20 protein-coding genes and 4 tRNA genes are annotated in these 26345 nt (G+C 41.8%); 17 read left to right on the forward strand and 7 right to left on the reverse strand.

Going from position 1 to position 26345, the window contains the following annotated elements; genetic code table 11:
* Nucleotides 1–39 precede the first annotated feature (39 nt).
* Nucleotides 40–255 carry a YgaP family membrane protein gene (locus N745_RS0105135; RefSeq protein WP_024851062.1) on the reverse strand — a complete coding sequence of 72 codons (216 nt, stop codon included), beginning with the start codon at nucleotides 253–255 and terminating at the stop codon, nucleotides 40–42.
* A gap of 265 nt (nucleotides 256–520) precedes the next feature.
* On the opposite strand from N745_RS0105135, the gene tig reads away from it, so the two are divergent.
* From tig to N745_RS0105180, 9 genes are all read left to right on the forward strand, one after another.
* Nucleotides 521–1834, forward strand: a complete 1314-nt coding sequence (gene tig, locus N745_RS0105140; protein ID WP_024851063.1) for a trigger factor — start codon at nucleotides 521–523, stop codon at nucleotides 1832–1834.
* Nucleotides 1835–1970: 136 nt separating this feature from the next.
* Nucleotides 1971–2573: an ATP-dependent Clp endopeptidase proteolytic subunit ClpP gene (gene clpP, locus N745_RS0105145; protein ID WP_024851064.1), complete on the forward strand. Its 603-nt coding sequence runs from the start codon at nucleotides 1971–1973 to the stop codon at nucleotides 2571–2573.
* Between the two features lie 15 nt (nucleotides 2574–2588).
* Nucleotides 2589–3839 carry an ATP-dependent Clp protease ATP-binding subunit ClpX gene (clpX, locus tag N745_RS0105150; RefSeq protein WP_024851065.1) on the forward strand — a complete coding sequence of 417 codons (1251 nt, stop codon included), beginning with the start codon at nucleotides 2589–2591 and terminating at the stop codon, nucleotides 3837–3839.
* A 90-nt stretch (nucleotides 3840–3929) separates the two neighbouring features.
* Complete coding sequence (gene lon / locus N745_RS0105155) at nucleotides 3930–6368, forward strand: endopeptidase La (protein ID WP_024851066.1); 2439 nt, start codon at nucleotides 3930–3932, stop codon at nucleotides 6366–6368.
* Between the two features lie 116 nt (nucleotides 6369–6484).
* The gene (locus N745_RS0105160; protein ID WP_024851067.1) at nucleotides 6485–6757 is read left to right on the forward strand and encodes an HU family DNA-binding protein; all 273 of its coding nucleotides are present in this window, start codon (nucleotides 6485–6487) and stop codon (nucleotides 6755–6757) included.
* A 454-nt stretch (nucleotides 6758–7211) separates the two neighbouring features.
* Nucleotides 7212–7287: transfer RNA gene (locus N745_RS0105165), tRNA-Val, on the forward strand.
* A gap of 11 nt (nucleotides 7288–7298) precedes the next feature.
* A tRNA-Asp gene (locus N745_RS0105170) sits at nucleotides 7299–7375 on the forward strand.
* Nucleotides 7376–7403: 28 nt separating this feature from the next.
* Nucleotides 7404–7479: transfer RNA gene (locus N745_RS0105175), tRNA-Val, on the forward strand.
* 19 nt (nucleotides 7480–7498) lie between these two features.
* Nucleotides 7499–7575, forward strand: a tRNA-Asp gene (locus N745_RS0105180).
* 143 nt (nucleotides 7576–7718) lie between these two features.
* Here the strand turns inward: N745_RS0105180 and N745_RS0105185 are convergent.
* Nucleotides 7719–8495, reverse strand: a complete 777-nt coding sequence (locus N745_RS0105185; protein WP_024851068.1) for an enoyl-ACP reductase FabI — start codon at nucleotides 8493–8495, stop codon at nucleotides 7719–7721.
* A gap of 253 nt (nucleotides 8496–8748) precedes the next feature.
* On the opposite strand from N745_RS0105185, the gene N745_RS0105190 reads away from it, so the two are divergent.
* The 5 genes from N745_RS0105190 to N745_RS0105210 are packed head-to-tail and all read left to right on the forward strand — an operon-like array spanning nucleotide 8749 to nucleotide 15258.
* Nucleotides 8749–10851, forward strand: coding sequence for an ABC transporter substrate-binding protein (locus N745_RS0105190; RefSeq protein ID WP_024851069.1), 2103 nt, complete (start codon nucleotides 8749–8751; stop codon nucleotides 10849–10851).
* Nucleotides 10851–11831: an ABC transporter permease gene (locus N745_RS0105195; protein WP_024851070.1), complete on the forward strand. Its 981-nt coding sequence runs from the start codon at nucleotides 10851–10853 to the stop codon at nucleotides 11829–11831. The genes N745_RS0105190 and N745_RS0105195 overlap by 1 nt, the downstream gene beginning before the upstream one ends.
* On the forward strand, nucleotides 11828–13198 hold the full coding sequence (locus N745_RS0105200; RefSeq protein WP_038070627.1) for an ABC transporter permease: 1371 nt from the start codon (nucleotides 11828–11830) through the stop codon (nucleotides 13196–13198). Before N745_RS0105195 ends, N745_RS0105200 begins: the two co-directional genes overlap by 4 nt.
* Nucleotides 13199–13212: 14 nt before the next feature.
* A complete protein-coding gene (locus N745_RS0105205; RefSeq protein WP_051453378.1) occupies nucleotides 13213–14883 on the forward strand; it encodes an ABC transporter ATP-binding protein in 1671 nt (556 codons plus the stop codon).
* A gap of 21 nt (nucleotides 14884–14904) precedes the next feature.
* Nucleotides 14905–15258 (forward strand): acyl-CoA thioesterase, encoded by a 354-nt coding sequence (locus N745_RS0105210; RefSeq protein ID WP_024851073.1) that lies wholly within the window; start codon nucleotides 14905–14907, stop codon nucleotides 15256–15258.
* Between the two features lie 40 nt (nucleotides 15259–15298).
* Here the strand turns inward: N745_RS0105210 and N745_RS0105215 are convergent, their stop codons facing one another.
* The 5 genes from N745_RS0105215 to ubiG all read right to left on the reverse strand — a co-directional run bounded on the left by N745_RS0105215 (nucleotide 15299) and on the right by ubiG (nucleotide 21134).
* Complete coding sequence (locus N745_RS0105215) at nucleotides 15299–16426, reverse strand: amidohydrolase family protein (protein WP_024851074.1); 1128 nt, start codon at nucleotides 16424–16426, stop codon at nucleotides 15299–15301.
* 26 nt (nucleotides 16427–16452) lie between these two features.
* On the reverse strand, nucleotides 16453–18867 hold the full coding sequence (gene ppsA, locus N745_RS0105220) for a phosphoenolpyruvate synthase (RefSeq protein ID WP_024851075.1): 2415 nt from the start codon (nucleotides 18865–18867) through the stop codon (nucleotides 16453–16455).
* A gap of 139 nt (nucleotides 18868–19006) precedes the next feature.
* The gene (locus tag N745_RS0105225) at nucleotides 19007–19714 is read right to left on the reverse strand and encodes an SDR family NAD(P)-dependent oxidoreductase (protein ID WP_024851076.1); all 708 of its coding nucleotides are present in this window, start codon (nucleotides 19712–19714) and stop codon (nucleotides 19007–19009) included.
* A 20-nt stretch (nucleotides 19715–19734) separates the two neighbouring features.
* Nucleotides 19735–20394, reverse strand: coding sequence for an HAD family hydrolase (locus tag N745_RS0105230; protein WP_024851077.1), 660 nt, complete (start codon nucleotides 20392–20394; stop codon nucleotides 19735–19737).
* Between the two features lie 35 nt (nucleotides 20395–20429).
* Nucleotides 20430–21134 (reverse strand): bifunctional 2-polyprenyl-6-hydroxyphenol methylase/3-demethylubiquinol 3-O-methyltransferase UbiG, encoded by a 705-nt coding sequence (gene ubiG, locus N745_RS0105235; RefSeq protein WP_024851078.1) that lies wholly within the window; start codon nucleotides 21132–21134, stop codon nucleotides 20430–20432.
* Between the two features lie 263 nt (nucleotides 21135–21397).
* Here ubiG and gyrA point away from each other — a divergent pair, with 263 nt between their 5' ends.
* From gyrA to pheA, 3 genes are all read left to right on the forward strand, one after another.
* Nucleotides 21398–24016 (forward strand): DNA gyrase subunit A, encoded by a 2619-nt coding sequence (gyrA, locus tag N745_RS0105240; RefSeq protein WP_024851079.1) that lies wholly within the window; start codon nucleotides 21398–21400, stop codon nucleotides 24014–24016.
* Nucleotides 24017–24147: 131 nt separating this feature from the next.
* Nucleotides 24148–25212 (forward strand): 3-phosphoserine/phosphohydroxythreonine transaminase, encoded by a 1065-nt coding sequence (gene serC, locus N745_RS0105245; protein ID WP_024851080.1) that lies wholly within the window; start codon nucleotides 24148–24150, stop codon nucleotides 25210–25212.
* Between the two features lie 18 nt (nucleotides 25213–25230).
* A complete protein-coding gene (pheA, locus tag N745_RS0105250; protein WP_038070629.1) occupies nucleotides 25231–26334 on the forward strand; it encodes a prephenate dehydratase in 1104 nt (367 codons plus the stop codon).
* The last annotated feature ends 11 nt before the right edge of the window (nucleotides 26335–26345 follow it).

Genomic DNA, 26345 nt, shown 5'->3' on the forward strand with positions numbered 1-26345 from the left:
GCTTGGATATTTAAATATCCAAGCTCATTACGACATGCCTTATTGAGCGCAGCCTCTAAATGCACAGCCGTGTTGAAAACCAAGTTTACGAAGAATAGCTACCATTGGGCAGAAACCTGTAAATGCTGATATTAATAGGTTTACGCCAATAAATGCAGTTAGTAGTAACCAAGTTGCCGAAACATAGAAACCAAGACCTACACTGACTAAAATCATGGTCCCTACAACCATCATCATGATTTTTTCGATTTTCATTTTGTTGCTTCCTTAATAAATTAAATAGATTTATAACGATTAATTATATAAGAAAATGCTTATATGTCAATCTTCGTATATTTTTATAAGGTTTGGCGCTTGAAGCGCCAATGAATGTTTATAGTTTAGGTCAGTAATTAGATGCCTTTATATTTATCAATAAATTCAGTATAATCCTCCGATTGTTTTAAAGAGATACTGCAGGTTTAACTTAGTTTTGCCTGTGTAAGTACAAACCGAATTTTAATTTTGAGATAGTGACATCATGCAAGTAACAGTTGAAAAGCCGCAATCTGGTTTAGAGCATAAAATTACCGTTGTAATGCCTTCGGGTGATTTAGATTCAAAAGTTGAGAAGCGTTTAAATGAAATGCGTCGCAACGTCAAAATGGATGGTTTCCGTCCAGGTAAAGTACCGATGAGCGTTGTTAAAAAACGCTATGCTGATCAAGTTCGTCAAGAATTGATTGGTGATACTGTTCAACAGTCTTTTTACGAAGCAATCAAAAAAGAGAGCCTGAATGTTGCAGGTTATCCTATGTTTGATAGTCTTGATGAAAAAGACGGGTCTATCGAGTTTACGGCTAGATTTGATGTGTTTCCAGAAGTCGAACTACCTGACTTCTCTAAGTTGAAAGTTGAGAAGATTGTTGCAGAAGTGACTGATAAAGATGTCGATGGCATGATCAACAAGCTTCGCGAGCAAAAAATGGCTTGGAAGCCTTCTAAGAGTGCTGCTAAAAAAGCTAAGAAAGACGAACAAGTTATTATCGACTTTGTTGGTAAAAAAGATGGTGTTGAATTTGAACGTGGTAGCGCAGAAAACGTACCTTTAGTCTTAGGTAGTGGTCAAATGATCCCTGGCTTTGAAGATGGCATTATCGGTATGAAGAAGGGAGAAGAAAAAGTTATTGAAGTGACTTTCCCTGAAGACTATCAATCAGAAGAATTAAAAGGCCAAACAGTTACTTTTGATATTACTGTTCACTCTATTCAAACTAAAGTGCTACCTGATTTGGATGAAGAGTTTATTAAGTCATTTGGTATTGATGAAGGGACTGAAGAAGCTCTAAAAGCTGAAATCCGTTCTAACATGGAATCAGAATTAGCAAGAACAGTTGATAGTAAAAACCGTACAGCAATTTTTGATGCTTTATCAGAAGCGGTGAAAATTGATTTACCTAAGGCAGCGGTTGAACAAGAAGCTTCTGCATTGATGCAGCGTCAAGCTCAAAGTTTCCAAGAGCAAGGCATTAAGCCAGAAGATGTTGGCTTGACTATTGATGCGTTCATGCCTGATGCTGAAACGCGCGTTAAGCTTGGTTTAGTTCTTGGTGATATTATCAAGGAAAACAAAATCGAAGCGACAGATGCTGACAGAAAAGCATATATTGAAGAGCAAGCTTCTTCTTATGAAGATCCTCAGCAAGTTATCGACTGGTATGCAAAAAATCCTGATGCGCAACGCGAGATTGATTCTTTGCTAGTTGAAAAGCAAGTTGCGAACTTGATTTCTGAAAAAGCAAAATCTAAGGAAGTAAAAAAATCATTTGATGATGTAGTTAGTCAAGCTGGCTAATTTTTTACGTTCTAACCATAAAAACTTAATCTTGCCGTAAATTGTGATGATTTATTGGCATGGTTAAGTTTTTTTTTGTCCAATAAACAGCTAATATAGAAATCAAACGAATAATAAATAAAGAAGGTTGTATTGAATGTACTCAAGTGAAATTCAAAATGCACTAGTTCCAATGGTAATTGAACAAACGAGCAGAGGGGAAAGATCGTTTGACATTTATTCGCGCCTATTAAAAGAAAGAGTTATTTTCTTGGTGGGTCAAGTTGAAGACCATATGGCGAATCTTATTGTTGCTCAGTTACTGTTTTTGGAATCTGAAAACCCAGATAAAGATATTCACTTGTACATCAACTCTCCTGGCGGCAGTGTGACAGCCGGTATGGCAATTTATGACACTATGCGCTTTATTAAGCCTGACGTGAGCACCATGTGTATTGGTCAAGCTGCAAGTATGGGATCTTTTTTGTTGTCAGCAGGGGCAAAAGGCAAGCGTTTTGCTTTACCTAACTCACGTGTGATGATTCATCAACCTTTAGGTGGTTTTCAAGGTCAAGCATCTGACATTGAAATTCATGCCAAAGAAATTTTACAAATTAGAGACAAGTTGAATCGTGCGCTTTCTGATCATACTGGACAACCTATTGAACGTATCGAGCAGGATACTGATAGAGACAATTTTATGAGTGCAGAGCAAGCTTGTGAGTATGGTTTGGTTGATAAAGTATTAAGCAATCGATGATAGGCGGGTGAACTTATGAGTGAGAAAACATTGTATTGCTCGTTTTGTGGTAAAGCTCAAGATGAAGTAAAAAAATTAATTGCCGGCCCCTCTGTTTATATTTGTGATGAATGTGTTGAGCTTTGTAATGACATTTTAAAAGAAGAGTTTGGTGAAGAAGAGTTAAGCACATTTGAGCTAGAAAACTTACCGACACCACATGAAATTAGCGCGATTTTGGATGATTATGTCATTGGACAGAAACCAGCTAAAAAAGTACTGTCGGTTGCTGTTTACAATCACTACAAACGTTTGCAAAGTGGTCATGCAAAAGATGATGTTGAACTTAACAAAAGTAATATTTTGCTAATTGGTCCGACGGGTTCAGGGAAAACATTACTGGCTCAAACAATGGCAAGATTACTTGATGTGCCTTTTGCAATTGCCGATGCGACTACTTTGACAGAAGCTGGTTATGTTGGTGAAGACGTTGAAAGTATCGTTCTTAAGCTTTTACAGAAATGTGATAACGATCCAGAGAAAGCCGAAAGAGGGATTATTTATATCGATGAGATCGATAAGATAACTCGTAAATCGGAAAACCCATCTATTACGCGTGACGTTTCTGGTGAAGGCGTTCAGCAAGCGTTGCTTAAACTTATTGAAGGAACTGTGGCAAACATTCCTCCGCAAGGCGGCAGAAAACACCCTAATCAAGATATGATTCAGGTTGATACGTCTAAGATTCTGTTTATCGTTGGTGGTGCATTTGAAGGGCTTGATAAGATCGTCGAGCAAAGAACCGAAAAAAATGTAGGTATTGGTTTCTCAGCACAAGTGAAGTCACAAGATGAGAAAACCTCTTTAACTCAGAAGTTTAAAGATATAGAACCAGAAGACTTAATTAAGTTTGGTTTGATTCCTGAATTTGTCGGTCGATTGCCGGTTATTGCCGCTTTAGCGGAACTAGATGAAGATGCTTTGATTCAAATTTTGACCGAACCTAAAAATGCTTTGGTAAAACAATTCCAAAAAATGTTTGAACTGGAAGGTGCTGAACTCCAGTTTAGAAAGGATGCGTTGAGCGAAATTGCCAAAATGGCAATTGAAAGAAAAACCGGTGCACGTGGTTTACGTTCAATTTTGGAGCATACTTTGCTAGATACGATGTATGACTTGCCGAGTATGGATGACGTCGAAAAAGTCGTGATAAATAAAGCAGTGATAAAGGGGCAGAAAAAACCTTTACTCATGTATAAAGAAAGTGCTGAGAAAGTTTCAAGCTGATTACCCAGCCAGCACTCATTTCGTTAAAATTTTGAATAAATAAGCCAGTAGAAATACTGGCTTATTTTTCTCAGGTCAAATGGTTACTGTATGGACATAGATCAAATCGATTTTAAAACCAATGTTTTTGTACTTGCCTTAAGAGATGTAGTGGTTTTTCCTGGCATGGTCGTACCGCTGTTTGTCGGCCGTGAAAAGTCGATGAATGCATTAAATGCTGCGATGCAGGAAGATAAACAGATTTTTTTGGTTACCCAAAAGAACGCCACTCAAGAAGCGCCAACAATTGATAGTCTCTACCAAATTGGCGTGATGGCTAATATTCTCCAGTTGTTGAAACTGCCTGATGGCACTTTAAAAGTGTTAGTTGAAGGGGTAAAGCGTTTTGAGCTGATTGATCTGAATGATCAAGACCAATATCTAACGGGTGATATCCAACAAGTTGAAATTAATGAGTCTCTTGGTATTGAAGAGCAAGCATTAGTACGTTCTATTCAAAAAAGCTTTCAACGTTATGCTGATTTGAAAAAGAAAGTGCCTTCAGAAGTGCAGAAGAGTGTTCAGAAAACCGATGACCCAAATCAGTTGGTTGATACCATTTCAGCAAATTTAAAGCTGAGTATTGAAGACAAGCAAAGCTTGCTGGAAATGCTATCAATGAATGACCGTTTGGAAAAAATTCTAGCGACAATTGAATCTGAAATTGACTTGTTAGAATCTGAAACGCGTATTAACCAACGCGTTAAGAAGAAAATGGATCAAACACAACGCAATTTCTATTTGAATACAAAGTTGCAAGCCATTCATGAAGAGCTTGGCGAAGGTACTGAAGACAATGTTAGTGAATTCAATCGCTTAAAAGAGCAGATTGAAGCGGCTGGTATGACAGCAGATGCACAGAAAGTAGCTGAAGATGAATTAAAGAAACTGAAGCAAATGTCACCGCAGTCTCCAGAGGGCAATATTGTCCGTACCTATATTGAATGGTTGATAAATATTCCTTGGAAAAAGCGCTCTAGAGTTTCTAAGGATTTAAATAAAGCACAGCATATTTTAGATATACAACATTACGGCCTAGAAAAGGTTAAAGAACGTATTGTCGAGTACTTAGCGGTTCAAAAACGTATTAACAAGCTTAAAGGCCCAATATTATGTTTAGTCGGTCCGCCAGGTGTAGGGAAGACTTCTTTGGCTCGTTCTATTGCTGAGGCCACAAATCGTAAATATGTGCGTATGTCGCTGGGTGGCGTTAGAGATGAAGCGGAAATTCGTGGGCATCGAAAAACTTACCTAGGTGCCTTGCCAGGTAGAATTATTCAAAAAATGAAAGTTGCGGGTACTCGTAACCCATTATTCTTATTGGATGAAATCGATAAAATGGCTCGTGATCAAAGAGGTGACCCTGCCAGTGCATTGCTGGAGGTTTTGGATCCTGAGCAAAATAAAGCATTCAACGATCACTATTTGGAAGTTGATTATGATTTATCTGATGTGATGTTTATCGCTACCTCAAACTCAATGGATATTCCAGAGCCGTTATTGGACAGAATGGAAATTATTGATTTATCTGGTTATACAGAAAATGAGAAGCTTAATATTGCTATCAAACACCTGTTGCCAAAAGAAATCAAAAATCATGGTTTGAAGCCAGGCGAGTTAGAGGTAGATGAAAGCGTTATTTTGAAAATAATCCAAGTTTATACTCGCGAAGCAGGTGTACGTTTACTGAACCAGCAACTATCAAAGCTATGTCGTAAAGCAGTTAAGCGATTGGTTACAGATGACTCGATCAAGTCTATTCATATTCAAGTTGATGATCTAGAAGAGTATTTAGGTGTTGCAAGATACCGTTTTGGCTTGGCTGATGAAAGAAATCAGATTGGTCAGGTTGCAGGACTTGCATGGACGCGTGTAGGCGGTGATTTGTTGCGAATAGAAGCTACAGCAATGCCTGGTAAAGGGAAAAACACCTCTACCGGACAGTTAGGTAGTGTGATGCAAGAATCAACTCAGGCAGCCATGAGCGTCATTAGAAGTCGAACAAAAGAGTTAGGTTTGTCAGATGATTTCTATGAAAAACAGGATGTTCACCTTCACTTTCCAGAAGGCGCAACCAAAAAAGATGGGCCAAGTGCAGGTATTGCAATTTGCACGGCTATAGCATCTGTTTTGACACAAATTCCTGTAAGAGCCGATGTTGCTATGACTGGAGAAATTACACTTCGTGGAGAAGTGCTTCCAATTGGTGGGCTAAAAGAAAAATTATTGGCGGCTTCAAGAGGCGGCATCAAAACAGTATTAATTCCTTACGATAATATACGTGATTTGTCTGAGATTCCTGATGAAGTGAAAAAGGATTTGGACATCCATCCTGTTCAATGGATAGATGAAGTCTTTAAAATTGCACTGGAATTTATGCCTGAAAAAACAGAATCAGCCATAAACGTGAATGATGAAGTAATAGAAAAAATTGTGGCAAATGAGACTGTAAAAGCCAAAAATCTTAAAAAAGAACACAAAAGACACTAATTTAATGAAAAAATGCTATAACATGGCTTGACAGTAAATATTGTTCGTTGATATAACTTACCCCAAGCCATGAAACTGGTTTATAAGACATTAAATACTTATGGAGAAACTCAAACATGAACAAGACTGAATTAGTTGCTGCAATTGCTGAAGAAGCTGGTTTAACGAAAGCTGATGCTGCTCGCGCATTAGATGCTACTGTTTCAACTGTTACTAAAGCACTAAGCTCTGGTGACTCTGTTGCAATTATCGGCTTTGGTACATTTAAAGTTGGTGAACGTTCTGCGCGTACAGGTCGCAACCCTCAAACTGGTGCAGAAATGCAAATCCCAGCAGCAAAAGTTCCAAAATTCTCTGCTGGTAAAGCCCTTAAAGAAGCAGTTAACTAATAAGAGTTTTTCTTCTTCTAGAAAAAACCTCCTTTTTGGAGGTTTTTTTTATGTCTAAATTTCTTCAATTTTAGAATAAGTTTTCTTCTTATCTTTTTGATATAAAAGAATTTCTAACAGTAAGTGTTATTCAATTTTTTTGTTTCCTTCTTCTTTTAACCAACTGTCTAGGTGAAAGAATGCATATTTCAGTGCTTCATTAAGTTAGGAAACAGCCGAAGATAGACGGTTGTTTATCCCTTGCGGTGTATTTATAAGTTTCTTGATGGTCTGCTTGACAGGGGGCTTTCAAGGCATATCAATCATTTACATAAGCCCTAGGCATAAAATAGTAAAAAATGATGAAATTGGTTTGACAATGGTTGCCGAGTCTTTATAATACGCCCATCAGTTAAGGGGCAGCATAATTTGCTAAATTTCTGCCACTTAATCGGTTATATATAAAGTCAAAGTTGGGTGATTAGCTCAGTTGGGAGAGCATCGCCCTTACAAGGCGAGGGTCACTGGTTCGAGCCCAGTATCACCCACCAATTTTGATTACGGAGTGGTAGTTCAGCTGGTTAGAATACCTGCCTGTCACGCAGGGGGTCGCGGGTTCGAATCCCGTCCACTCCGCCATTTTATAACACGAATTATTTCTTAATTCGGGTGATTAGCTCAGTTGGGAGAGCATCGCCCTTACAAGGCGAGGGTCACTGGTTCGAGCCCAGTATCACCCACCATTATTTTTGTACCCTATACGGAGTGGTAGTTCAGCTGGTTAGAATACCTGCCTGTCACGCAGGGGGTCGCGGGTTCGAATCCCGTCCACTCCGCCATTTTTCTTTCTTATATTTTCCTTTTTAATACGCTTCCATTCTAATCTCGTAATGAGATAACTGATGTTTGCTGGTTTATACCTTATTTTGGGTATAAAAAATCCCCAGTGAAGGGGATTCTGTAGACGTGATCGATATGTTTATTAGTTTGATGAAGCGATATTGTATCCGCCATCAACATAAGTGATCTCACCTGTAATGCCTGATGCTAAATCAGAGCATAGGAATGCCGCTGTATTTCCAACTTCTTCAATGGTTACATTACGACGTAATGGTGTTGCAGCAGCAGCCTTGTCTAGCATGGTACGGAAATCTTTGATACCAGATGCAGCAAGAGTACGAATAGGGCCAGCAGAGACCGCATTTACACGAATACCATCTTGCCCTAGGTCAGCGGCTAAATAGCGTACAGTCGCTTCTAATGAAGCTTTAGCAATTCCCATAACGTTATAGTTAGGAACCGCACGTTCTGCGCCCAAGTAAGAAACGGTCATAACAGAACCATTATTCGCTTTTAACATATCGTATCCAGCTTTTGTTAGAGCAGTTAAGCTGTAAGCAGAGATGTCATGTGCAACAGAGAAGCCATCACGAGTTGAAGCATCGATCATGCGACCTTCTAGTTCTTCACGTGGTGCGAAAGCAACAGAGTGAACCAATACGTCCAGACCATCCCAAGATTTTTTCAATTCAGAAAAAACGCTGTCAATTTGCTCGTCAGAAGTCACGTCTAAAGGTAGGACAATTTTACAACCTAGCTCTTCAGCGATTTTTTCGACACGACTTTTTAATTTTTCAGTTTGATAGGTTAACGCAATTTCAGCACCTTGCTCATGCATTTGCTTGGCGATACCATAAGCAATAGATTTGTTGTTGGCTACGCCGACAATAAGTGCTTTTTTACCTGCTAGGAAGCCCATTTCAACTCCTTGTTAAGTTTTAGTTTTGCTTTTTAGTTTTGTTACGTGGGAAATTTCAGTCATTATAACGTAAATGATTCTGTCGCATAAGTTTGTCGCTAAACCCTAACGACGAATGTTTCTGGTGTAAATGGTTCGTAGCGCTATAATAGAAAATGTTTTGTCTAGCATGGAAGGTTAGGGCGGTATTTTGCTAAAACACACGATTGTATTCGCGTTAGTGATAATGGGGCTAAGTAGCTGTAAAAACTCAATGTGGAATAGTCCTTATCCCACTGATCAAACCAAGCAAAATATTTTATATACTTCCTTTTCATCGCCCCCGAAGCATTTAGACCCAGTTGTTTCCTACAATGCTAATGAATGGTCGATTATCAGTCAGGTTTACGAACCGCCTCTGCAATATCAGTATTTTAAACGCCCTTATACCTTGGAACCCTTAACCTTGCTTAAAATGCCCGATGTTTCGTATTTAGATAAAGCAGGGCATCCCGTTCCCGAAAAATCTGCCAGGCTGGCCTATACGGAATACAGCTTTGAATTAAAGCCGGAGATCTTTTTCCAGCCACATCCTGCATTTGTAAAGGATGCTTCAGGAAAGTTGGTTTATGGACACCTTAAAACTGAAGACCTAAAAAACATTCAAAGCCCGAGTGATTTCAAACTGCAAGACACGCGTAAACTGACCGCTGTAGACTATGTTTATGCCATTCAACGAATGGCAATCACACAAAATCATTCGCCTATTTTGGGCACTATGGAGCAATATATCGTCGGGCTAAAAGACTATTCCGACAAGGCATCTAAGCAAGTGGCAACCAATCCGAATTTTGAATTTCGTTATTTAAATATATCCGGTGTTAAAGTCGTTTCTGATACAAAATTCACAATTAGAATCAAAGGCTTGTATCCACAATTTCTATATTGGATGAGCATGAATTTCTTTGCGCCAGTGCCTTGGGAAGCTGTGCAGTTTTATCACCAAAAAGTTTTAAAACAGAAGAATATTTCGTTAGATACATTTCCTGTCGGGACAGGGCCTTATATGCTGGTGGAAAACAATCCCAACAAACGTATGCGGTTGTTGAAGAATCCGAATTTTGATCACGAAGTTTATCCCTCGAAAGGCTTGCCTAAAACTGCTCCACACTCGTTGTTAAAAGATGCAGGCAAAGCGTTACCTTTCATTAAAGAAGTGGTCTTCACTTTAGAAAAGGAAAGCGTGCCTTTGTGGAATAAGTTTTTACAGGGCTATTATGATGCCTCCGGTGTCTCTTCGGACAGTTTTGATCAAGCCATATCCGTAGGCGCTAATGGTTCCATGGCGCTGACACAAGAGATGAAAAATAAAGGGATTCACTTTCTAAATCAAGTAGAACCAACCGTTTTCTATTTTGCATTCAATATGGTTGATCCCGTTGTGGGTGGTTATAGCGAAAAGCAGCGCAAGCTCAGACAAGCTATTAGTATCGCAATCAATATGGAAGACTATATTTCCATTTTTCTAAACGGCCGTGGTTTGGTTGCACAAAGCCCAATCCCGCCTGGTGTTGCAGGGCATCAATCAGGAAAAGAGGGGATAGACCCTTATGTCTATGATTGGGTGAATGGTCAGCCTAAGCGGAAATCCATTACCTATGCCAAAAAACTTCTGGCTGAAGCAGGTTATCCAAACGGTCGTAAACCCGACGGCACACCTTTAGTGCTTAACTATGATACCGCTGCCACTGGGCCAGACAGTAAAGCCATGTTGAACTGGTATCGCAAGCAGTTCGCCAAATTGGGCATTCAGCTTTCGGTACGCGCTACGGACTACAACCGCTTTCAAGATAAGGTGCGTGAATCCAAGGTGCAAATGTTCTCTTGGGGTTGGAATGCAGATTACCCCGATGCGGAGAATTTCCTCTTTTTGTTAGCTGGTGTCAATGCGCCCATTCATACCAATGGGCAGGGTGTGAATGGTGCGAACTATGATGACCCACAATACAACGATTGGTTCAATAAGATTAAAACCCTGCCAAACTCACCGGAGCGTTTAGCCTTAATCCATAAAATGGTTCGAAAACTACAAAAAGACGCCCCCTGGGTATGGGGCTTTAATCCTAAAACGCTGGTGCTTTATCACGATTGGTATCAAAACGCTTGGGCAAACCCATTGGCGAACAATACCCTGAAATACAAGCGTATCGATAGCCTTAAACGTTATCAAGAGCAACAAGCATGGAATCGTCCAGTGATTTGGCCATTTATTTTAGTTTTGCTAGTTGTAGTAGGTTCAATTTATCCTTTGCGCAAAGCTTATCGCTCGCGTCAGCAACAAAAGATTTCGGCAAAAACTGAAGGGGAGCAAAACTAATGTTGGCTTATATTGTTCGCCGTTTGCTGTTTGCCATCCCAATTCTGATTGGGGTTAACCTCATTACCTTTGCGCTGTTTTTTATGGTGAATACACCTGATGATATGGCACGAGCACAACTTGGCGCCAAACAAAATACACCATCGTTGATTCAAGCTTGGAAAGTCAGCCACGGTTATGACAAACCTTTATTCTTCAATGACAAGGCAGATGGACTGAGTAAGATTTCAGATACCTTGTTTACTCAAGAATCCTTAAAGCTATTCATGTTCGATTTCGGTGAGTCGGATGCTGGGCGGCAAATTTCCAGTGATATTCTGCAACGCATGGTGCCGAGTTTGTCTATTGCTTTACCAACCTTTGTAGTTGGTTTGATTACCAATATCGCCTTGGCATTGTTGATTGTATTGTTTAGAGGCTCTGTTCTGGATTCCGCAACCATGGTTATCGCGGTGGCGATTATGTCTATTTCAGGGCTTTTCTATATTATTGCCGGCCAGGTGTTGTTCAGCAAAATGCTGCATTGGGTGCCTATCTCCGGTTATGCCACAGGGTTGGAAGGCATTAAGTTCGTTATCCTGCCTATTTTGATTGGTGTTGTAGCCGGTATGGGCGCTGGTGTGCGCTGGTATCGTAGCTTGTTTCTGGAAGAGATCAATAAAGACTACGTGCGTACCGCCAAGGCGAAAGGCTTGTCGGAAATTGCCGTGCTGTTCAAACACGTATTGCAAAATGGTTTATTGCCTATTCTGACAGGCGTGGTGGTCGTGATTCCTACCCTGTTTATGGGGAGTCTGATTATGGAATCCTTCTTTGGTATTCCTGGGTTGGGTAGCTATACCATTGACGCCATTAACTCACAAGATTTCGGCATCGTTAAAGCCATGGTGTTTTTGGGTTCTGTGCTTTATATCGTCGGCCTGATTTTAACCGATATCTCCTATACCTTCTTTGATCCAAGAGTGAGGTTGAACGGATGATTCCTTTGTTTGGCGGCATCTCTATTTCCTTCTTCTGGACAGATATTATGATCTGGGGGCTGCTTGCCTGTATTGTGATTTGGGCAAAAATCGTTGGTCGATCCGCTCAGGTCAAAGCGCAATGGCATCGTGTATTTGAATCCAATACCGCGATGATTGCCGCAATCGTTCTGATGGTTTATTTTACGATAGCACTACTGGATTCCGTGCAAATCCATATTGCAGGTGCCAATACCCAGCCTGGCAGTTTTTTGGATATTTTATTATCACATCTGATTGCCGCAACCGAGCGTACTTACTCCGCGCCTTTTGCGTTAACCGAGTTTAATAAATCCACCAAGTTATCGGCTAGTGGCGAAGTAGAGCAGGTGTATTTGCCCCTGCAACATATTCATGCGCAAGCCTCTATCATGCTTCAGTCAGTAAAAGGGTTTGGTTTGGGCTTGGTCATTAGTGCCGTGCTTATCTGTGCTCATTGCCTTTATTTGGCAAGCCGCCAGCAATCAAGCTTTAAGGATATGGTTGTGGCCGTCTGGCAAAAGCAAACCAAGCTGCCTTGGCGCACTGCTTATTTCACTATTACACTGATTACTATCATCATGGCATGGCTGTTTGTGCTGAGTTTTTCTTTTCATGTATTGGGTACAGACAAAGTCGGTATTGATGTTTTTTACGAAACGCTCAAGAGTATCCGCACCGGTGTGTTGATTGGTGTGCTCACCACGTTGGTTATGTTGCCCATTGCCCTAACGCTCGGTATTACAGCCGGGTTGTTTAGAGGCTGGGTGGATGATGTCATTCAATACATTTACACCACGCTAAACTCCATTCCCGGTGTATTGTTGATTGCCGCCGCGGTGCTCGTTATGCAAGTGATGATTAACAATCATCCAAGCTGGATGAACTCTACAGCCGAGCGTGCAGATTTACGACTCTTGTTTTTGGTTCTGATATTGGGTGTCACCAGTTGGACAGGTCTGTGTCGTTTACTGCGTGCCGAAACCTTAAAAATCAGCCAAATGGAATTTGTCGTTGCTGCACGCGCGTTTGGCGTGAGCCGAGCCAAAGTCATTTCGCGACATATTTTGCCAAATGTCATGCATATTGTATTAATATCGGTCGTATTGGATTTTAGTAGTCTGGTGCTGGCTGAGGCGGTATTGTCCTATGTTGGAGTCGGGGTTGACCCGACCATGAACAGCTGGGGGAACATGATTAACCAAGCACGTTTAGAGATGGCAAGAGACCCTATGGTATGGTGGTCGCTGTTTTCTGCCTTTGTGTTTATGTTTATTCTGGTACTCGCGGCAAACCTGTTTTCAGACAGAGTGCAAACCGTGTTAAACCCACGAGAAGCGAATAACTAATAGCCAAATTTTAAATGATGAGTTTAGAAGAAATGAATTCAAGCAAGCCCGTATTACAAGTTGAAAACCTATGTGTCGTGTTGGATAAGAACCAACAGAGCTTGATTTCCAATGTCAGCTTCGAGATTACTGCGGGTGAGATTTTCGCGCTAGTGGGCGAGTCGGGGAGTGGTAAATCCTTAACCTCCTTGGCAATTATGCGCTTGTTGCCAGAAGCTTTACAGGTTTCTTCCGGCAGTATCCATCTAAACCATCAAGACCTGTTTAGTTTGCCGGAATATCAAATGCAAAAAGTGCGCGGCAGACAAGTCGCCATGATATTCCAAGAACCCATGACCTCCCTTAACCCGGTAATGAAAGTTGGTGATCAAGTTGCCGAAGTGCTCAAGATTCACCTAGGGTTAAACCGAAAAGCCGCCAGAAACAAGGTGGTGAGTTTGTTTAACGAAGTCGGCATTCCAGAGCCAGAAGACCGTTATGATTGGTATCCACATCAATTGTCCGGTGGACAGAAACAACGCGTGATGATAGCCATGGCATTGGCCTGTGAACCGGATTTGTTGATTGCCGATGAGCCGACCACCGCATTGGATGTCACCATTCAAGCGCAAGTATTGAATCTACTGAAAAAAATCCGTGATGACCGTGGGTTAGCTATTTTGTTCATTACGCATGATATGGGCGTGGTCAATGAAATTGCCGACCATGTTGCCGTTATGAAAGAAGGCGAGATAGTCGAGCAAGCGGAGACAGAACACTTCTTCACCAACCCGCAACATCCTTATACGCAAAAGCTATTGTTGGATGCCATACCCAAGCGCGAGATTTTTGCAGAGCAAGATAAAAACTCCGTGCAAAGTTTGTTGCAAGTTACTGATTTAAAAGTTTATTTTCCTATTAAAAAAGGCATCTTTCAACGCACGGTCGGTCATATAAAAGCGGTAGATGGCGTCAGCCTGAGCATTCCAAAAGGGCAAACCTTAGCCTTGGTTGGTGAGTCTGGTAGTGGCAAAACCACCATTGGTCAGGCGATTTTAAAACTGGTTGATGCCACCGCAGGGCAAGTGAATTTCACACTCAATCAAGCTGATGCGGCTACGAATCTGATCGACTTATCTGAAAAAGCGATGAAGCCGTTTCGCAAGAAAGTACAGGTTATTTTCCAAGACCCTTTTTCCGCACTCAATCCGCGTATGACCATCAATGAGATTATTCGCGAAGGCATGAACAGTCTGCGAGTAGGGCCTACAACCAGAGCGGGGCAGGATGAACGCATCGAATCTCTTTTGCTACAGGTCGGTTTGCTACCGGAGCACAAATACCGCTATCCTCATGAATTCTCCGGTGGGCAACGTCAGCGTATCGGTATTGCGCGCGCTTTGGCGGTAGAGCCTGAATTGATTATCTGTGATGAACCGACTAGCGCGTTGGACGTTTCCGTTCGCGCGCAAGTGTTGGCACTGCTGAAAGACCTGCAACAAACCTACCAAATGTCTTATCTGTTTATCACTCATGACCTATCTATTGTGCCCAGCATTGCGCATCACGTCGCAGTGATGCAAGCTGGTAAAATCGTGGAGCAAGGTTTAGTGGAAGATGTTATGCAAAACCCGCAACACGACTATACGCAAAGACTGTTGGCCTCTGCACCAAGTTTGGTTAGAAAAGCCCTTAATCAAGCGTAAAACTATTCGGGAAAAAGATGCATGCAAAATTATCAATTGGTACTTACTGAACATCTGAATCATTATGGTTTTTTATTCGGAGGCACTTTATTGAAATGGGTTGATGAGTCGGCCTATATTTGTGCTCGCTTAGATTATCCCGGCAAGAGTTTCGTGACAGTCGGTATGGATAAGGTCAGCTACAAAAAGCGCGTTGAGCTGGGAACCATTCTTCGTTTCAATGTCGATAAAATTAAAACAGGAACCACTTCCGTAACTTACAAAGTAACCGCGAGTGTTGCCAGTGCGTTTAAGGATGATTGTTCGGAAATTTTTTCAACGATGGTCACGTTTGTTTGTATTGATGAAAACGGGAATAAGCGACCGTTAGAATAAAAAACTGCCAGGCTGGGGTAAACCATTCCATCACCAGTTTCTATATTTTCCAACCTTTACCAGTCATTAATTTCCAAGCATTGCGATAGCCAATATTCTTTTGTGCTTCAATCGGCAGTTGATTCATTACTTTTCTTAAATACTGCACTCTTTCTCGCATGTGAAAGGGTAAATCCGGTCTATGTCCGCCATAGTCCATGCCGCAAACAAACCGAGTAGAGTAGTCGGTGAGTAGTTTTTTGTACTCTGGTTGGATTTGGTTGGTTTGTCTGCCTGAGCTGTCTTTTTGCCAAAACACGGTATCACCGGATAAGCCGGTACATTTATAAGTTCGATTGGGTTCGCCTGCGGAAATGTCGAAATAGATATTCGGATGCTTTTCAAACAAGGCACGTACATAATCGGCATTAAATCGCGTTTGTTGTTTGGGGTGGCGGAGTTGTCCGAAATGAGCCCAAATCACCTTGGCCTTGGGATATTGCGAGAGCATTTTGTCCAAGCCATCCAATAACCGATCTTCCGGCTCTAAATGAATCACAAAAGGCACACCCGTTTGTTCTGAAAGTTGGAATAAACGATGCACGTTTTCACTGGTTATACCAATATCGACATCACGGTCGGTGCGTCCTCGTTGGCATTGACCATTAGACAGGTAGTGGCGAATCTCCAGCTCACCCATGCTGGCGTATTGCCCCGTTTGGATTTCCTTTTCCATCTGGTCGATAAAGTGTTTGGGCTTGCCGCTTTTACCTTGCGTCCAGTTTTTGTTGCTGCCGCCATTGGCAGTGGGAATAAAGTAGTTGGGGTAGGCTTTGACCAAGCTGTTGACATAGTAACTCCAGCGATAGCCTTTGCGACCATCTTTAGGTGCCTGGTAGCCATCGTAGGAAATAAGGGCAACACCAAGTTCATCTATTTCTGGAATAATGCCGGGAATGAATTCGTCCATCTGGTCTTTGGTGATGCTGGATTCCATATCGATAATCGGCACTTTGCCAGTGGCTTCAACCTGTAGAATACGGTTGCGCCAATAGGGTTCCAAGTCTGATATGGATTGGTAGGAAATGTTTTTGGCCGGAATAACGGGGTTGGACTGGCAACCGGAAAATGAAAAAGGGATTAGGCCAATTGCCAAAAGTTTGAGTAGTTGATTCAACGTTTTGCTCATTTGATAATCCCTTTTTATTCAGAGAGTTAACGATTTAACTTCTTTTCCAGCTCAAGGATAACTTGCGTGGTTTTGAGCATGGAATCAGGGTTTAAACTAATGGAGTCTGTGCCCAGTTCAACCATGAACTCTGCCATCTCTGGGTAATCCGATGGTGCTTGACCGCAGATGCCTGAATGAAGTCCGTTGCGTTTCGCCCCTTCAATCGCCCATTTAATCATGGTTTTAACGCCTTGATCTCGCTCGTCGTAGTCGAATGCAACAAGCTCGGAATCTCTATCGACCCCTAAGACCAATTGCGTCAAATCATTGGACCCAATTGAAATGCCGTCAAACAGCGGTGCGAAATGGTCGATTTCAATAACGTTGTTTGGAATCTCACACATCATGTAAACCTTGAGGCCGTTTTCAGTGCGCTTGAGGCCATTTTTCTCCATGACTTTTAGCACTTGTTCGGCTTCTTTTACACGTCTTACGAAGGGAATCATGACAATCAAATTGTTCAGTCCCATTTTTTCACGCACGGTTTTGATGGCTTGGCATTCGAGTTCAAATGCGGGTTTAAACTCGTCCGAAATATAGCGTGAAGCTCCGCGGAAACCAATCATCGGATTTTCTTCTTTGGGTTCAAATGCACTGCCGCCCAATAGGCTGGCGTATTCATTGGACTTGAAGTCGGACATACGTACGACGACGGGTTTTGGATAAAAAGCTGCGGCAATGGTGCCTATACCTTCGGATAATTCATGAAGGAAGAAATCTTTGCCGGAAGCATGACCGTCAATGAGCGTTTGAATCTGTTTGCGCTCTTGTTCACTCTCGATTTTATCGACATTCAACAGTGCGAGAGGGTGCGCTTTGATGGATTCGTTAATAATGAATTCCATACGCGCCAAGCCGACACCTTGGTTAGGTAGAAAACTGGTTTTGAATGCCATATCGGGATTGGCGATATTGATCATCATTTCCGTTTTTGGAGTGCCCAAGTCGGATAGATCGGTCTTTTCGATGTCAAAAGGTACTTTGCCGGCATAGACGTGACCGGTATCGCCTTCTGCACAAGAAACAGTTACTTTTGGATTGGATTCCAGCACCTCGGTGGCATCTTCACAACCGACGATGGCGGGGATGCCTAATTCTCTTGCGATAATGGCTGCATGACAGGTGCGCCCACCTCGGTTGGTGATAATGGCGGAAGCGATTTTCATCACCGGTTCCCAGTCGGGCGTGGTGATGTCTGAAACCAATATTTCACCTGGCTTGAATTCATGCATGAAAGAAGCATCACGAATTACATGAGCTTTGCCGTAGGCGACTTTACTACCAACTGCTCGGCCTGTGACAAGCGTTTGAGTTTTTTCATCATTGTGCACGTGATAGGTTTCAAGTAGGTTGGCTTTGGTTTGTGAAGCAACCGTTTCTGGGCGCGCTTGTACGATGTAGAGCGTGTTGTCTAATCCGTCTTTGGCCCACTCCATATCCATCGGTTTGTGATAACCGGCTTTGTCACTGTAATGCTTCTCGATTTTGATGGCGTATTCCGCCAGCTTCAACACTTCCTGATCGGTGATACAGAAAGAGTTTTGTTCGCTTTTTGAAGTAGGGATATTGCGCACAGGCGATTTGGTAATGTCTGGCGAATAGACCATCTTAATGCCTTTAGAGCCTCTATGGCGGCGCAGGATATGACGGTAGCCTTGCTCATAGGTCGGTTTATGGACATAAAACTCGTCTGGATCAACAGCACCTTGCACGACGTTTTCACCCAAACCAAAGGCACCGGTAATAAAGACGGTATCACGGAAACCACTTTCGGTATCTAATGAGAACATAACCCCAGAGGCTGATAAGTCAGAACGTACCATCTTTTGCACACCGATAGACAAGCCAACATCAAAATGGTCAAAGCCTTTTTCTACACGGTAGTGAATGGCTCGGTCAGTAAACAAGCTGGCAAAACAACGTTTACAGGCATCTAGTAATGACCCTTTACCGTGAATGTTTAGGTAGGTGTCTTGTTGCCCTGCAAAACTGGCGGTGACCAAGTCTTCTGCGGTGGCAGAACTTCGCACGGCCAAACTGATATTTTCGTCAAATTGGTCTTTTAGGATTTCATAAGCTTCGATGATTTCAAGCTCAAGCGCTTTGGGTAGCGGTGCATGGTAAATGAGGTCTCTGGCGTGATGGCCTCGTTCTGCCAAGTCTCGGACGTCTGTTATATCCAATGGATCGATGATGCGATGAAGTTCGTTCCAAACCTGTCCTTCATTCAGCAGTAGGCGATAGGCTTCGGAAGTAATGGCGAAACCGTTAGGAACGGGAACCCCTTTAGGCGTCAACGCTTGATACATTTCTCCCAAGGAAGCATTTTTACCGCCCACTAGTGGGATGTCTTCAATCCCGATTTCGTCAAAGAACTTGATATAAGCAAAACGTGACATAACATCCTCCTGAAGAAAGTAGTACCCAAGTGTTAAAAAGCATAACAGAGTTTTTGGTGGAAAATCACCTTGAAAAGTGAGGAAATAATGAAAAAGGGTAAGTTGACTACTTACCCCAGCCTGGCAGATTTTTGTGGTTTTAAGCCAAGTCGTTTAGTTTGGCAATATCTTCTGCATGTAAGCCTTCCAGTACGATTTGTAGAAGGTGATTCGCCATGGTATCAGCAGTTGGCAGTTGAGTAGGATCTTCACTCGGGAATTGTCTGCTACGCGTTGCTGATTGAAACGGTGAAAGCTTGGCATTGTAGAAATCTATGGTTTCCGATGGGTTTTCAACTGCTGTGGTAATCATCAATTGTTCTAAACCGGCTTTAGCGACGCCATAGGCACCATAGTAAGCAGGGTGGTCTTCAATGCTTTGATCTAATATGGCAACCAACTTACTTTGTGTTTCACCGGCTTTTAACAAAGGAAGACATTGTTGGATCAAGTGAAAGTTTGCATTTAGGTTGGTGTGAAGCACTTCATACCATTGCTTATAGTCAAAATACTCAATGGGCGTAAAGGCTGGCAAGGTAACCGCATTCAGAAACACACCGTCAAGATGACCATATTCTTTGGAAAGGGTTTCCTGTAATTGTCCGTAGTGATCGATATTTGCCCCTAATAAATCCATAGGGAAAAGTGCGGGTTCACAGTTTCCAGCAGCAACAAGTTCATCATAAATTAGATTTAAAGCTTCAAGGTCTTTATCCAGTAAAATCAAATTGTTATTGTCACCTGCTAAACCTAAAGCGAGCGAGCGACCAAGTCCTTGTGCGGCGCCAGTAATTAGATAGTTGCTCATGATTCTTATGCTGTCCTTGTTTACTTTAATTGATTGATGAACTCACTGATTTCAAATGGCGTGTCAAAGAAATAGTCTGCCGGCCAGGCGGAGTCATCTGAAGATTCTGGTAAATAACCGAATAAGGCTGCACCTGTTTTCATTTGTGCATTGATGCCTGCTTCTATGTCACGAGGGTGGTCGCCAATATAAATACAGTTTTCTGGCGAAATGCCACATTCTTCAGCGGCCTTATACATCGGTTCAGGGTGAGGTTTTCTGACATTCAGCGTGTCACCGGCAATAACTGATAGTGGTGTAGAAGGGAACGCAATATTGGAAAGTAGTTTTTCCGTTAGCCAGCCCGGTTTATTGGTGACAATTCCCCAAGGTAGTTTCTTTTCTTTAATGAGGTTTAAGCCTCTTTCTAAACCAGGGAAAACGCGAGTATGGTGATCGATATTATCGAAATAGACTTTAAGAAAAAACTGACGTTTTTCTTCTAGTTCATCACCTTGCAAATCAGGAAAGGCAAGCTGTGTCATTGCTAAACCACCTTGAGAAACGGTTTTGCGAATATCCTGATAACGTAAATGTGGCGCGTTAAAGTGTTTGCATGTTTTGTTTAATGCGTAGGCAAAATCATATGAGGTATCAAGTAGGGTACCGTCTAGATCGAAAAGAATGCAGTCGATGCTCATAAAGGCCTTGTAAATAAATGAAGTTTAAATATTTTTTATAGTTTTTGGTATGCCAATAGATAATTGACATCTAGCTTGTCTGAAAGACCGTATTGGTTGAGAACAGGGTTGAAATCAATACCTGCTCCTTCAACCAAGTGTAAACCCGCTTGGCGAGCCATTTGATCTAGCTCGGCAGGCTTAATGAATTTATCATAAGTATGCGTACCTTTTGGAACCAGATTCATTATATTTTCGGCCGCAAATATGCCTAACAAGTAGGCTTTGTAATTGCGGTTTAGTGTTGAAAAGAATACCCAGCCGCCCGGTTTGACGCAATCTGCAGCGGCTTGAATAATAGATGCAGGATCAGGCACGTGCTCAAGCATTTCCATACAAGTAACGACATCATAGTGTCCCGCAAATTCTTTTGCATGAGATTCAGCGGAAATACACTGGTAGTTAATGCTTAACTCTGATTCCAAGCTGTGTAGTTTGGCAATTGTTAAAACTTCTTCGGCTAAGTCGATACCAGTGGTTTGTGCACCAGCTTTTGCTAGAGACTCTGACAAAATGCCACCGCCGCAGCCAATATCCAATGCTTGTGTACCTTTTAGAGAGATAAAGGTTTTGATAAATTCCAAGCGAAAAGGGTTGATGGTGTGCAAGGCGCCAAACTCACCTGATTCATCCCACCATGTATGGGCAAATTGATTGAAATTGTTTAGCTCTGAAAGATCAGCATTTGAATGTGCGGACATAGTTGTTGTGACATTGAATTTAATTGCTTTGAATTATAAACAACTTCTAAGGCCTTTTGAGATGACTTTGAAAACGAAGCCTGTTTTATTGTAATCTTGCCATAAATTGGTAGCTAAAATTTCCACTAAATAAAGGCCGGAGAAAGGTTGTAGAAATTGATTGTGTTACAAAATTCACTAAAACGTAACAAAACCCACTCCAAACGCGATTTTTTCGTTATAATCTTTGGCTAATTTCAACTCAATAAAAGACGATTTTTTATATGTCAGATTTTGCAAGAGAAATACTTCCCATCTCACTTGAAGATGAGATGAAGCAATCCTACTTGAGTTATGCCATGAGCGTCATCATCGGGCGTGCATTACCAGACGTCCGTGACGGTTTAAAACCGGTTCATAGGCGAGTTCTTTATGCGATGAACGAACTGGGCAATGGCTGGAATAAATCATATAAAAAATCCGCACGTATCGTCGGTGATGTGATCGGTAAATACCATCCACACGGTGATACAGCAGTCTACGACACGATTGTTCGTATGGCTCAACCTTTCTCATTACGCTATATGCTGGTGGACGGTCAGGGGAACTTCGGTTCGATTGACGGTGATGCACCTGCTGCAATGCGTTATACCGAAGTGCGTATGGCAAAAATCGCCCATGAACTTCTGGCTGACCTAGATAAAGAAACTGTTGATTTCACGCCGAACTATGATGGCTCTGAGTTTGAACCAAACGTATTGCCAACGCGTATCCCGAACTTATTGGTGAATGGTTCTTCTGGGATTGCGGTGGGTATGGCGACGAATATCCCGCCACACAACCTTACTGAAACGGTTAATGCGTGTGTTGCATTGATTGATAACCCTGATTTGACTATCGATGACTTGATGGGGTACTTGCCGGGCCCAGATTTCCCTACGCAAGGGATTATTAACGGCAATAAAGGGATTCGAGAAGCTTACGAGACGGGTCGTGGTCGAGTACAAATTCGTGCGAAAACGGCTATTGAAACGGATAAGTCAGGTAAGACTTCTATCATTGTTAATGAAATTCCTTATCAAGTTAACAAAGCGAAGTTAATTGAACGTATCGCTGAGTTGGTTAAAGAAAAGAAAATCGAAGGGATTACAGGATTGCGCGATGAGTCTGATAAAGACGGCATGCGCATCGTAATCGAGATTCGTAGAAACGAAGTGCCTGAAGTTATTATCAATAACTTGTACAAACAAACTGCAATGCAAACAGTGTTTGGTATCAATATGGTTGCTTTGATTGATGGGCAACCTAAGTTGTTGAACCTTCGTCAAATCCTTGATGCATTTATCAAGCACCGTAGAGAAGTGGTGACGCGTCGTACTATTTACGATTTGCGCAAGGCAAGAGAAAAAGCACATTTGTTAGAAGGTTTGACCGTTGCGTTGAACAATATCGATGAAATGATCGAGTTGATTAAATCTTCGGCAAACCCTGCTCTTGCAAAAGAGCGTATGCTTGAGCGTGATTGGCCTGTAGGAAGTGTTGAGCAATTACTTGAAAAGGTAGATTTGAGTGATGTTCGCCCTGAAGACCTAGAAGAAGGTTACGGCGCTGAAAACGGTATTTATAAACTGTCACCAGTACAGGCGCAAGCTATCCTAGAAATGCGTTTACATCGCTTAACAGGATTAGAGCAAGACAAGATTATTGCTGAGTATCGTGAGTTAGTCGAAAAAATTGCAGGGTTCTTAGATATTTTAAGAAACTCTGATCGTTTGACTGAAGTGGTTCGTACTGAATTGCTAGAAGTCATTGATAGTTTCGGAGATGAACGTCGTACTGAGATTGATCACAATTATCAAGATTTGGATGCGGAAGATCTAATTGCTGTTGAAGATAGAATTGTAACGCTGTCTCAAGATGGTTATATCAAAACGCAGCCTGTGTCTGATTACCAGGCACAAAAACGTGGTGGTCGAGGTAAGTCTGCGACTCAGATGAAAGAAGATGATGAAGTTGGTCAACTGTTGGTTGCTAGTACGCACGATATGCTGCTGTGCTTCTCTAACCGCGGTAAGTTATATTGGCAGAAAACGTGGCAATTACCTTTGGCTAGCCGAGGCTCTAAAGGTAAGCCAATCGTAAATGTCTTCCCTCTTGAAGGTGGCGAGTACATTACTTCGATTTTGCCAGTTTCTGAGTTTGTAGAAGACAAGTATGTCTTTATGGCGACGAAAAACTCTGTTGTTAAGCGTGTTTCTTTGACAGACTTCTCTCGTCCTCGTGCTAACGGTATTATCGCTGTTGATTTGACTGAAGGTGATGAATTGGTTGGTACTGCGCTTACTGATGGCTCACACGAAATTATGTTGTTTAGCAATATCGGTAAAGCCATTCGTTTCGATGAGAATGATGTGCGTGTCATGGGGCGTCAAGCACGTGGTGTACGTGGTATGAAGCTCAAAGATGACATGCAAGTTATTAGCATGCAAGTAGCTGAGCCAGACACATTAATTCTAACGGCTACCGAGAATGGTTTCGGTAAGTGTACGCCTGTTGATGATTATTCAACCATCAATAGAGGTGGGCAGGGTGTTATTTCAATCAAGACATCTGAACGTAATGGTAAGGTGGTCTCAGCATTGTCTGTAACGCCGGAACAAGAAGTTGTGTTGATTACTAACAAGGGTACGTTAGTGCGTACACGTGTTTCAGAAATTTCCGTTGTCGGTCGTAATACTCAAGGTGTCAAGCTTATCAATGTAGGTAAGGGTGAACTTGTTGTTGGCCTAGCTGTGGTTGATGTTAAAGAAGAATTGATTGATGAAGAAGGTCTGGAAACAGAAGAGCTTACATCAGCAAGTGATGTGCAGACTGAAGCTACCGATACACCTGAAAGCGAATAACAATAAAACCTAACAGACAGGTGCTTAAGAAGTTTTCTTACGCACCTGTTTTTAATTAGGTATCTGAATACTTTAACTCAACACTTTGTACGTTTTGATTTTCAGATTTTTTATAGGACGAACAAGAAAAAATGAGAGCATTTAATTTTAGTGCTGGCCCAGCAATGATGCCTGAAGAAGTGATGCGTAAAGCACAAGCCGAGTTTTTGGACTGGCAAAATACAGGCATGTCGGTGATGGAAGTTAGTCATCGAAGTAAAGAGTTTATGGCGCTTGCTCATAAAACGGAACGTGATTTACGAGATATTATGCATATCCCGGATAATTACAAAGTTTTGTTTGTGCATGGTGGGGCATCACTTCAGTTTGCTTCAATTCCAATGAATCTTTCGAATGAGAATGACACGGTTGATTATGTCAATACGGGTGTTTGGTCAACTAAAGCGATCAAAGAAGCTTCTCGTTATGTGAATGTGAATGTAGTTTCTACATCTGAAACATCTATTCCGGATTATGCTGAGATGAATTTCAGTCCCGATGCTAAATATATTCATATTTGCCAAAATGAAACTATTACTGGCGTTGAATTTCAGAATTTACCGAAAACCGATAAAATCATTGTTTCGGATTTTTCTTCTACCATTCTTTCTCGTCCTATTCGGGTTGAAGATTATGGTGTGATCTATGCCGGCGCACAAAAGAATATCGGCCCTGCAGGCTTGGCGATTGTAATTGTTCGTGAAGATTTGATTGGTCATGCTCGACCTGATACGCCAACACTGATGAACTGGCAAACTTACAATGATAATGAATCCATGTTCAATACTCCTTCTACCTATGCATGGTACTTAGCAAGCTTGGTGTTTGAATGGATTAAAGAGAAGGGTGGCGTTGAAAAAATAGCTGAAATCAACAAACGTAAGGCCAGCAAACTTTATGATTTGATTGATGCATCTGATTTTTACTACAACGAAATAGAACCTTCTGTCCGTTCTTGGATGAATGTTACCTTTAAGCTTAAAAATACTGACTTGGATGCGGCATTTTTGGAAGAGTCAAAGGCTGCGGGCCTATTGAGCCTTAAAGGACATAAAGTCTATGGCGGCATGAGAGCAAGCATTTACAATGCTATGCCAGAGGAAGGAATTGATGCATTGGTCGCTTTCATGAAAGCTTTTGAACAAAAATACGCTTAGGCAATTGTTAATAGATTTATGAATATTTCACAGGCAGAAAAGGAAAAATTACTCGAAATCCGCAATGAAATTGACTCGATTGATGCGGAAATTCAAACTTTGATTGCAAGGCGTGCTGAATGTGCTCAACAAGTTGCACATGCAAAAACGCAAGGCGGTAAAGTTGAGGTTGTGTTTTATCGTCCTGAGCGTGAGGCTCAAGTGTTACGCGCAGTAAAAGAACGCAACAAAAGTTTAATTTCTGACGATGACATGATGCGCTTATTTCGCGAGATTATGTCTGTTTGCTTGGCACTAGAACAGCCAGTTAAAATTGCTTACTTGGGGCCTGAAGGAAGTTACTCTCATGCAAGTGTCATTAAGCAGTTTGGTACATCTGCCCATACCTTAGCTGTCTCTTCTATCGAAGAAGTGTTCAATGTCGTTGAAAGAGGCGAAGCCAATTATGGTTTGGTTCCTGTTGAAAATTCATCTGAAGGGGCTGTTAAACAAACTCAGCAAGCCTTAATGAAAACTTCTCTTAAGGTGACTGGTGAAATTGACCTAGTCATTCATCATTGCATGATGTCGCAAAGTGATAATCTTGAAAGTATTAAAAAAGTTGTTGCTCACGCCCAAGCGCTTGGACAATGTGAGCAATGGTTAAAAAATAATATGCCGTGGGTTGAGATTGAGGCAGTCGCTTCAAATGCTTTGGCTGCTCAAATGGCAACACAAGACAATACGTTAGGTGCAATTGCTTCAGAGCAAGCTGCGCAGCTATATGGTTTACGTGTATTGGAATCTCATATTGAAGATAGCCATGAAAATACGACCAAGTTTTGGGCCGTTGGATCAGAAGCAACCGAAGCAAGTGGTGATGATAAAACTGCAATGATAGTTTCCATGCCCAATAAGGCTGGCGCCTTATTGGATGTACTGTCTAGTTTCGCTGGCCGACAAATTTCTATGACGAGAATTATTTCGGTTCCATCAACAGATACCAAGTGGGACTATTTGTTCTTTATTGATATTCTTGGTCACAAGGATAATGCATCTGTTTCAGAGGCTATTGATGAAGTAAAACAAAAGACTTCATATTTTAAACTGCTAGGTTCTTTCCCAACTTCTCCTTTTAATTGACAGTTGTTTGA

Source organism: Hydrogenovibrio kuenenii DSM 12350, from assembly GCF_000526715.1.
GTDB classification, from domain to species: Bacteria; Pseudomonadota; Gammaproteobacteria; order Thiomicrospirales; family Thiomicrospiraceae; genus Hydrogenovibrio; species Hydrogenovibrio kuenenii.

Bases quoted from the DNA above. Each gene is read 5' to 3' on its own strand.
- N745_RS0105135 (WP_024851062.1), bottom strand. From the start codon at position 255: ATGAAAATCGAAAAAATCATGATGATGGTTGTAGGGACCATGATTTTA.
- tig (WP_024851063.1), top strand. From the start codon at position 521: ATGCAAGTAACAGTTGAAAAGCCGCAATCTGGTTTAGAGCATAAAATT.
- clpP (WP_024851064.1), top strand. From the start codon at position 1,971: ATGTACTCAAGTGAAATTCAAAATGCACTAGTTCCAATGGTAATTGAA.
- clpX (WP_024851065.1), top strand. From the start codon at position 2,589: ATGAGTGAGAAAACATTGTATTGCTCGTTTTGTGGTAAAGCTCAAGAT.
- lon (WP_024851066.1), top strand. From the start codon at position 3,930: ATGGACATAGATCAAATCGATTTTAAAACCAATGTTTTTGTACTTGCC.
- N745_RS0105160 (WP_024851067.1), top strand. From the start codon at position 6,485: ATGAACAAGACTGAATTAGTTGCTGCAATTGCTGAAGAAGCTGGTTTA.
- N745_RS0105185 (WP_024851068.1), bottom strand. From the start codon at position 8,495: ATGGGCTTCCTAGCAGGTAAAAAAGCACTTATTGTCGGCGTAGCCAAC.
- N745_RS0105190 (WP_024851069.1), top strand. From the start codon at position 8,749: ATGTGGAATAGTCCTTATCCCACTGATCAAACCAAGCAAAATATTTTA.
- N745_RS0105195 (WP_024851070.1), top strand. From the start codon at position 10,851: ATGTTGGCTTATATTGTTCGCCGTTTGCTGTTTGCCATCCCAATTCTG.
- N745_RS0105200 (WP_038070627.1), top strand. From the start codon at position 11,828: ATGATTCCTTTGTTTGGCGGCATCTCTATTTCCTTCTTCTGGACAGAT.
- N745_RS0105205 (WP_051453378.1), top strand. From the start codon at position 13,213: ATGATGAGTTTAGAAGAAATGAATTCAAGCAAGCCCGTATTACAAGTT.
- N745_RS0105210 (WP_024851073.1), top strand. From the start codon at position 14,905: ATGCAAAATTATCAATTGGTACTTACTGAACATCTGAATCATTATGGT.
- N745_RS0105215 (WP_024851074.1), bottom strand. From the start codon at position 16,426: ATGAGCAAAACGTTGAATCAACTACTCAAACTTTTGGCAATTGGCCTA.
- ppsA (WP_024851075.1), bottom strand. From the start codon at position 18,867: ATGTCACGTTTTGCTTATATCAAGTTCTTTGACGAAATCGGGATTGAA.
- N745_RS0105225 (WP_024851076.1), bottom strand. From the start codon at position 19,714: ATGAGCAACTATCTAATTACTGGCGCCGCACAAGGACTTGGTCGCTCG.
- N745_RS0105230 (WP_024851077.1), bottom strand. From the start codon at position 20,394: ATGAGCATCGACTGCATTCTTTTCGATCTAGACGGTACCCTACTTGAT.
- ubiG (WP_024851078.1), bottom strand. From the start codon at position 21,134: ATGTCCGCACATTCAAATGCTGATCTTTCAGAGCTAAACAATTTCAAT.
- gyrA (WP_024851079.1), top strand. From the start codon at position 21,398: ATGTCAGATTTTGCAAGAGAAATACTTCCCATCTCACTTGAAGATGAG.
- serC (WP_024851080.1), top strand. From the start codon at position 24,148: ATGAGAGCATTTAATTTTAGTGCTGGCCCAGCAATGATGCCTGAAGAA.
- pheA (WP_038070629.1), top strand. From the start codon at position 25,231: ATGAATATTTCACAGGCAGAAAAGGAAAAATTACTCGAAATCCGCAAT.